At 53.2% G+C, this 6,826-nt stretch carries 7 protein-coding genes; 6 read left to right on the top strand and 1 reads right to left on the bottom strand.

What is annotated here, in order from left to right:
* On the top strand, positions 1–231 hold a 231-nt coding region (locus E3T46_RS18300), incomplete at its 5' end, for a hypothetical protein (protein ID WP_206751485.1).
* Positions 232–553: 322 nt separating this feature from the next.
* Here the strand turns inward: E3T46_RS18300 and E3T46_RS15025 are convergent.
* The gene (locus E3T46_RS15025; protein ID WP_134579163.1) at positions 554–1,552 is read right to left on the bottom strand and encodes a LacI family DNA-binding transcriptional regulator; all 999 of its coding nucleotides are present in this window, start codon (positions 1,550–1,552) and stop codon (positions 554–556) included.
* Between the two features lie 270 nt (positions 1,553–1,822).
* Here E3T46_RS15025 and E3T46_RS15020 point away from each other — a divergent pair, with 270 nt between their 5' ends.
* The 5 genes from E3T46_RS15020 (at position 1,823) to E3T46_RS15000 (ending at position 6,770) form a co-directional block, all read left to right on the top strand.
* The gene (locus tag E3T46_RS15020; RefSeq protein WP_134579162.1) at positions 1,823–2,323 is read left to right on the top strand and encodes a hypothetical protein; all 501 of its coding nucleotides are present in this window, start codon (positions 1,823–1,825) and stop codon (positions 2,321–2,323) included.
* Position 2,324: 1 nt separating this feature from the next.
* Entirely contained in the window at positions 2,325–3,188 is an 864-nt protein-coding gene (locus E3T46_RS15015; RefSeq protein ID WP_134579161.1) for an N-acyl homoserine lactonase family protein, read from the top strand.
* A 41-nt stretch (positions 3,189–3,229) separates the two neighbouring features.
* The gene (locus E3T46_RS15010) at positions 3,230–4,714 is read left to right on the top strand and encodes a sugar ABC transporter ATP-binding protein (RefSeq protein WP_134579160.1); all 1,485 of its coding nucleotides are present in this window, start codon (positions 3,230–3,232) and stop codon (positions 4,712–4,714) included.
* Entirely contained in the window at positions 4,711–5,763 is a 1,053-nt protein-coding gene (locus E3T46_RS15005) for an ABC transporter permease (protein WP_134579159.1), read from the top strand. Before E3T46_RS15010 ends, E3T46_RS15005 begins: the two co-directional genes overlap by 4 nt.
* A 170-nt stretch (positions 5,764–5,933) precedes the next feature.
* A complete protein-coding gene (locus E3T46_RS15000; RefSeq protein WP_198419231.1) occupies positions 5,934–6,770 on the top strand; it encodes an ABC transporter permease in 837 nt (278 codons plus the stop codon).
* The last annotated feature ends 56 nt before the right edge of the window (positions 6,771–6,826 follow it).

Below are 6,826 nucleotides of genomic sequence, written 5' to 3'. Positions count from 1 at the left end.
CTTCAAACGATCAAGCGTCATACGGACCGCTCGTTCGCGAACCTCTGTTGGGTGTTTCTTGGGCATAACCGAATCCTTTCACCAGAAAGAAAGCGGCAGGAAATCAGGGACGGTTCACCCTTCCTTGTAACGATCCGCAAGATGCCGCACAACAAGGTGGGCCGCTGTCATGAATCTGCTCGTACGCACTTTGCAACCTTCTCCCGCCGAAAGCCAAATCCGCCAAGCTAAAACCCATCGACGTCCAGGACTACGCGCACGACGTCGCCCAAAGGATACGCAACACATGGTGCACAGACTCAGAACTTCCGTGGACTGCCGATCACCGGAATATTTAGCCCTAGCGTAACTGCGCGCGTCGGTAAAAAGTGCAGACCGAGCAGCATTCGACGCGCACCAAAAAGGGATATCTAATAATTGGATATCTGCAGAACTTGCGGATGACTACGTTAGAAGTAGACATAATCGTCCGTTATAGGCCACGATCAGGCCGAAGTTCAGGATCTAGAGGGCGGGAATCCGCAGAAAAAGGCACCAGAAAATCAGGGACGGTCTAGATTGCAGTCCGGCCTGTTGACCCTCTGATCACGAGGGCCGCCGGGAAACAGATGTCCTCTACTGGCCGAGTCGGATCTTCAATCCTTTGCAGGAGTAGTCGCGCAGACTCTCGGGCCATTTCCTGGCTGTCTTGGCGAACGGTGGTCAGACTATAGGAATCCCAACTGCTCATCTCAATATCATCGAAACCAACGACCCAAGTGTCTGCCGGGATCGAAATTCCCTCTCGACGCGCCCCGTCCAAGGCTCCTATGGCCATGAGATCGTTTGCGCAAAAAACCGCGTCCGGTGGGTTTTCCAAAGCCATGAGCTCCCGCATGGCCTGAAGCCCGCTTTGGTGACTGAAGACACCGCGCTTCATACAGAGAACGTCCATTTTGTAGCCCCGTTTAGCGAGGCGATCCACGAACCCGTGCTCGCGTTCAGATGCAGTACTCACGTGGCCTGGACCAAAAATGCAACCAATGCGTTCCCTGCCGTTGTTGAGAAAATAGTCCGCGACGAGGCCAGCGCCTTCCACGTTCTGGCTGCGCACCTGGTCGCTCTTCAGTCCCGCAACATAACGGTTGACCATGACGATCGGATATCCGGCAGCAATAGCCCGTTCAAGTTCGGGACTCTTCTCATTGATCGTCGTAAAAACGAGCCCATCGATTATCCCTTGACCAAGTGCTTCAAGCGCATTTTTGTCTTGGAGTCCATCCGAGTTCCAAACGATCACTCTCTTGCCCATGCCGTCAAAGTACTTCGTCAACGCGTCCAGAATCTCGGGGTAAAAGGGGTTCTTGATATCTGCGACAACGACGCCGACGGCATGTGCCTGACCAGTTTTCATCGCCTGGGCAGCAGCGTTCGGAACATATCCAAGCTCACGCATCGCCGCTCGAATCAAATCCAGATTTCCCGGCCTTATGGAAGCGGGGTTCGACATAGCGCGAGAAACAGTCGCTTGCGATACTCCGGCCAGACGAGCGACATCTCGGCTTGTTGCCATGACGCTCCCTAGTCCGTTGGTTCCCGAATGTGTGACTTTTTTCTAAACCTCTGAATACGAACCTCAGAATACCGAGGTCTAGCACGTTAAATCAAGATGCTCGACAGGTGGCGCGCGGGCAGGAAACCGACGTCTGAGACAGAAGTCACCCGACAAATAGAGGCTACTTCAAACTCGTCTCAGAACCAATCCAAAGATTTTGCATCTCACGGCACTGAATACGTATACGCTAGCACCAAGAGAATGAAGCATCACAGACGAGGGAGTCACGTGATTACCATGCGAGATGCAGTTCCAGAAGGACATACGTGGTCCGAAAGCTCCGACCGCGCGATGGCCGTTCAGGAGCTCTATGAGGAGGCGGAAACCCTCCGTCGAATTCTTCAGGCGCAGACCGCTGTGCTCTTACTGCTACGAACTGGATCTGGCCGCAATACGGAGCCTTTACTGCAGACCCTTCTGCAAGTGAGCCGATGGATTTCTGCTTTGGATGCATCCGTCCGCGACCAGGCCCACCAGAATCCGTGCGCCGCCCAGCTCTTAAGCGTTTTATCGCTGGTCAAGGCGAACCATGCCGTACTGCGGTCCGTCGCGAGCCCATCTCTCAAGAATACGAATTTTCACGAGTCCTTAATTGTTGCTCACGCCGGACTCACCGTCATCAATAAACAGGTCGACACAATATTTGCCGGAACTATCGCAGAACTACGTTCCTTCACAAGCGGTTGTGCCTGCGAAGCAGAACGTCTCAATGAAATGAGGAACACTTAGTATGACTGATTACTCGATTTGGGTCTTGGAATACGCCTATGTCAATAAGTATCCGAAGTCCGGTGTGCTTTATGGCGCGCACAACCAAGGAACGATCAAACTGCCTTACTGTTACGTGGTTCTCAAAAGTGATGACAGAACAATAATGGTGGATGTCGGATACAACTTCAAGGAGTATGGGAAGACCCTTGCCGATAAATTCGGCGTGGTTAACTGGCGTGACCCAACTACGGTGCTTTCTGAGGTGGGCGTCAGCCCGGAGGAAGTCACAGATGTGATTATTACGCACGCCCACTTCGACCACTTTGGCAACGTTGAGGACTTCCCCAACGCACGATTTCATATCCAGGAATCTGAGTTCAGTAAATGGCTCTGGGCCCTGACCCTCCCCAAACAATTCAATTGGCTCCAGGTTGCTATCGACCCCGCGGATTTGCTCAGGGCCAGCGAGTTAGCAGTAAACGGCCGGCTCAACCTCGTCGACGGTGATCTTGATGGGCTATTCCCTGGCATTGACCTGTTTCTCGCGAGCGATTCGCATACTTTTGGTTCACAATTCGTCCGAGTGAATAATTCCGAGGGTCAGGACCCCTGGATACTTGCTGGGGATTTGCGTTATACGTTCGAGAACCTCACGGGCTACACCGGAGACGGCACGTATGTCCCCGTGGGATTGGCTTCCGGAAGCCAGCTCAACCTTCTTCTTGCTTCGGAGCGAATGATGAGCCTTGTAGGACACGAAGAACGACGGGTTATTCCTATCCATGAGGAGCGCCTAAAAGATCACTTTCCCGCACGTGAAACAAAAGAGGGCCTTCAAATTGTTGAGGTCGCCCTTGCGCCAGGGCACGATTCGCGTGTCTGAATTCCCTGCAATTTTGCGGCCAACGGAAAAGTCGAATCAGCATGAGTCATATCACAATCACTGACGTTCGTAAGCGTTTCGGAGGCACGCTTGCCCTCGATGGCGTGAGCCTTTCGATTGCGTCTGGAACAGTTCACGGAGTTCTCGGAGAGAATGGCGCCGGAAAAACAACTCTGAATAAGGTCCTCGCCGGCGTCCTGGTTCCGGATTCCGGATCGTTCATCATCGATGGGCAGGTTGTTCCTTTCGGCAAGCCGCTCGTTTCTCGAGCCGCGGGGCTTGCGATGGCCTATCAAGAAATGAGCTCTCCCCTTAATATCACCGTGGCGGAGAAGCTCCTTTTGCCGCGACTTCCGCGTGGGCGATTGGGCTTCGTGTCACGTCGTTTTATTAACATGCGCGCGGGAGAAATTCTTTCAGATTGGGGTAAGCCGAATATCAATCCACGAGCGGAAATTGGCGATCTCGACTTGGCGGACAAGCAGTATGTGGAGATTATTGCTGCTCTTGCGACGGACCCAAAACTACTTATTCTTGATGAACCAACGGCATCTTTACCTGAGTCAGATTGGCTTTTTTCCTGCATAGATAGGATCACCAAAGCGGGTGCAAGTGTAATTTATATATCGCACAAGCTGGCAGAGATTCGTCGCATATGCAGCACGGGCACCGTGCTTCGCAACGGGCGCGTCGTGAAAGAATTTCAGTCGGCCGACGTTGACGATCATGATCTGGTGGAGTTCATGATCGGTCGTTCTTTGGAATTGGTTTTTCCTGAGAAAGTGGTCAGGGACGAATCCAAAGTTGAAACAATCGTGAAAATCACGGACCTAACGGTCGGCGATCTTACCGACTTATCGGCAGAGATCAAGGCTGGGGAAATTGTAGGTATCGCCGGCCTGGAAGGTCAGGGTCAAAAAGACCTCTTTTACTGTCTAGCGGGCCTAAAATCACCGCTTTCAGGGGAGGTGGAGGTTTTCGGTTCGCAGAATGCGAAGAACAAGCCGAACTTCACTCTCGTTCCCGAAGATCGCAAAGTTGAGGGGCTTTTTCTGCCCATGCTGACTCAGGTGAACCTGGTTATGGCCGAGCCTCGCAAAGTGTCTAGATGGGGATTGCTCAGCCCTAAACGCGAGCGGGCTGTTGCTCGAACTGCGGCCCGTGCGTTCAATATTCCCGTGCAGTTTCTGAGTAGAAATATTCAGGATCTTTCCGGCGGAAATCAGCAGAAGGTTTTGTTCGGGCGGGCCGTGATGACAGAGCCACGATGCCTCCTCCTGTTCGACCCCACGCGTGGCGTGGACGCGGCAACAAAAATTGAGCTTTACCACATGGCCCGATCTTTTGCGCGTAACGGAGGGTGTGTGCTCATTTATTCCACGGAGATTCCGGAACTCGTTGGACTGTCTGATCGGGTCTACACAATATATGGCGGCAAAATAAGTGGTGAATTTTCGGGCGATTGGCTAACTGAAAGTGCTCTAATGCGTGGTGCTATCGGTCATCAAGAAGGACTGAAAGAATGAATTTACAAGAATCAACAAGTCTCCCTCGCCGACTCGCTCCTCGCGCCAAGGCACCCTATATCGCGGCGGCAGTATTCCTCCTTCTTTATGGACTTCTCATCGTAGTTTCGCCCGTGGCAGGGTCTTCGTTCCTAATCAACAACTTCGTTGTTCTCATGAGTCCACTTGCCATCGCAGCAGTTGGAACAACTTTAATTCTTGTGCTCGGAGGTTTTGATTTATCCGTCGCGGGCACAATTAGTCTTGCCAACGTTGTAGCAGCAACTGCAATGCAGCGAAGCCCGGAGAATATCTGGCTCATTGCCCTTGGAGTCATTGCTATGGGCGCCCTCATTGGCATGATCAACGGACTGCTAGTCTCAATGCTTAATCTTCCTTCGCTCGGAGTGACGCTGGCAACGAACATTGTGCTGGCCGGCATCGCCTTGGTGATCATGCCAGCACCGGGCGGCCGAGTTCCGGCTGAATTTACTTCAGTGCTTACGGGAATGTTGGGTTCTGTTCCCTTCGCTGCGATAGTGCTCCTTGGATTGGGCGCCTTCTGGGTAGCGTTGATGAAAACTCGAACTGGCATGTCGATTGCGGCTATCGGTGGTGATGCGACCGCTGCCAAACTCTCGGGAATCCCTATTCGACGAGTCTCGACCGTGGCATACGTGATTGCAGGGATGCTCTATTCCGTTGCTGGGCTCTACCTATGCGGATTAACCGCCACGGGGTCACCAGCAGCAGGATCGAGTTTCCTGCTGACAGCGTTTACCGCAGCAGCGCTGGGACTAGTCAGCTTTAAGGGGGGAAGAGGTAGTGGAGTTGCAGCCATATTTGGCGCGGGGACAATCCTGGTTATTCCTAAATTCCTCTTTGCTCTCGGCATCGCCGATTTCTGGGTAGGGGCGTGTCAGGGGCTTATAGTGCTGATCGCTTTGACCATCCCTTCGATTGGACGACTGACAAGGCATGCTGCTCGACAAGGTGCAGGCCGCAACACTCGGGGTTCGCAACTTGCAGCATCGACTGAGGGATTGGAGAAGAAGAAATTACATATCTAACTACTCACGCCGAAGGCACTGACGTTGATCGTGAGGATCACATGACGTGGCCCCGACGGCTGCGCACGTTTATGGGCACTGCCGGCGGCCAAGCGGCTCTCATGTGGGCGCTGGTGATTCTCCTCGTTCCCCTTTCACGTGTGTTCAGCAGTAACTTTCCGTCCGCGGCAATGGTTAACAGCACGATAATGCTCGGGCTGTTTCTGGCCATAGTTGCCTTTGGTCAGGGCCTTGTGATTTTGAGCGGCGGCATCGATTTGTCCGTTCCTGCGGCGATCGCGCTCGGAGCATTCTTCACTGGATTCTTTGCAAATGAGGGGTTGCCGACGCTACTTGCCGTGATTCTGGGGCTCCTCATCTCCTCTCTCGTTGGCCTCATAAACGGCATAATCGTGTGCTCCACGAATTTTCCACCATTTATTGTGACACTCGCAGTTGGAACAATTGGAGCTGCGTTGCTCCTCGGGGTAAGCCAGGGGCAGCCGGGACAAAACTCACCCCCCGAACTCGTGGCACTTTTCAACGGGGAACTCAACATTTTGGGTGCTGCACCTTCCCTGATAATGCTTATAGCGGTCCTGATGCTCGGGTACCTGATCCAGTCCAGAACTACATTTGGGCGCAGCGTTTACGCCATTGGGAACAGTATGAAAGCGGCCCGTATCGCTGGGATCAGGGTCAGGCTCAGCACGTTCTTGGTGTACTGGGTTGCGGGAATCGCATACGGACTTGCCGGTGTGCTTCTACTGGGATACGGGTCCGGTTCAGACCTGAATATTGGTAATTCTTGGCTCCTGCCAAGCATCGCCGTCGTCGTTGTCGGAGGATCATCCATCTCCGGCGGAACCGGAAACTATTCCGGAACAGTAGCCGCGGCACTACTCATAACACTCCTGAGCATCGACATCAGTGCTGCAGGCTTTCCAGAGGGAGTGAAGCAAATCCTCTATGGAGCGATCGTGTTGCTCGCCCTCCTTCTCAGCAAGATCGGGGGTGGTCGTAGATAGACATCGTGTGATTCAGACGGCACTTCTTGGCTCGCGGCCAAGTCAAAATTTATGAA

Origin of the sequence: Cryobacterium sp. Hh11 (genome assembly GCF_004404045.1) — a bacterium.
Taxonomy (GTDB): Bacteria; Actinomycetota; Actinomycetes; order Actinomycetales; family Microbacteriaceae; genus Cryobacterium; species Cryobacterium levicorallinum.
This window is presented reverse-complemented; position numbering and strand designations above follow the sequence as displayed.

What these genes read in the sequence shown, in the direction of transcription:
- E3T46_RS15025 (WP_134579163.1), bottom strand. Translation starts at nt 1,552, where the DNA reads ATGGCAACAAGCCGAGATGTCGCTCGTCTGGCCGGAGTATCGCAAGCG.
- E3T46_RS15015 (WP_134579161.1), top strand. Translation starts at nt 2,325, where the DNA reads ATGACTGATTACTCGATTTGGGTCTTGGAATACGCCTATGTCAATAAG.
- E3T46_RS15010 (WP_134579160.1), top strand. Translation starts at nt 3,230, where the DNA reads ATGAGTCATATCACAATCACTGACGTTCGTAAGCGTTTCGGAGGCACG.
- E3T46_RS15005 (WP_134579159.1), top strand. Translation starts at nt 4,711, where the DNA reads ATGAATTTACAAGAATCAACAAGTCTCCCTCGCCGACTCGCTCCTCGC.
- E3T46_RS15000 (WP_198419231.1), top strand. Translation starts at nt 5,934, where the DNA reads ATGGTTAACAGCACGATAATGCTCGGGCTGTTTCTGGCCATAGTTGCC.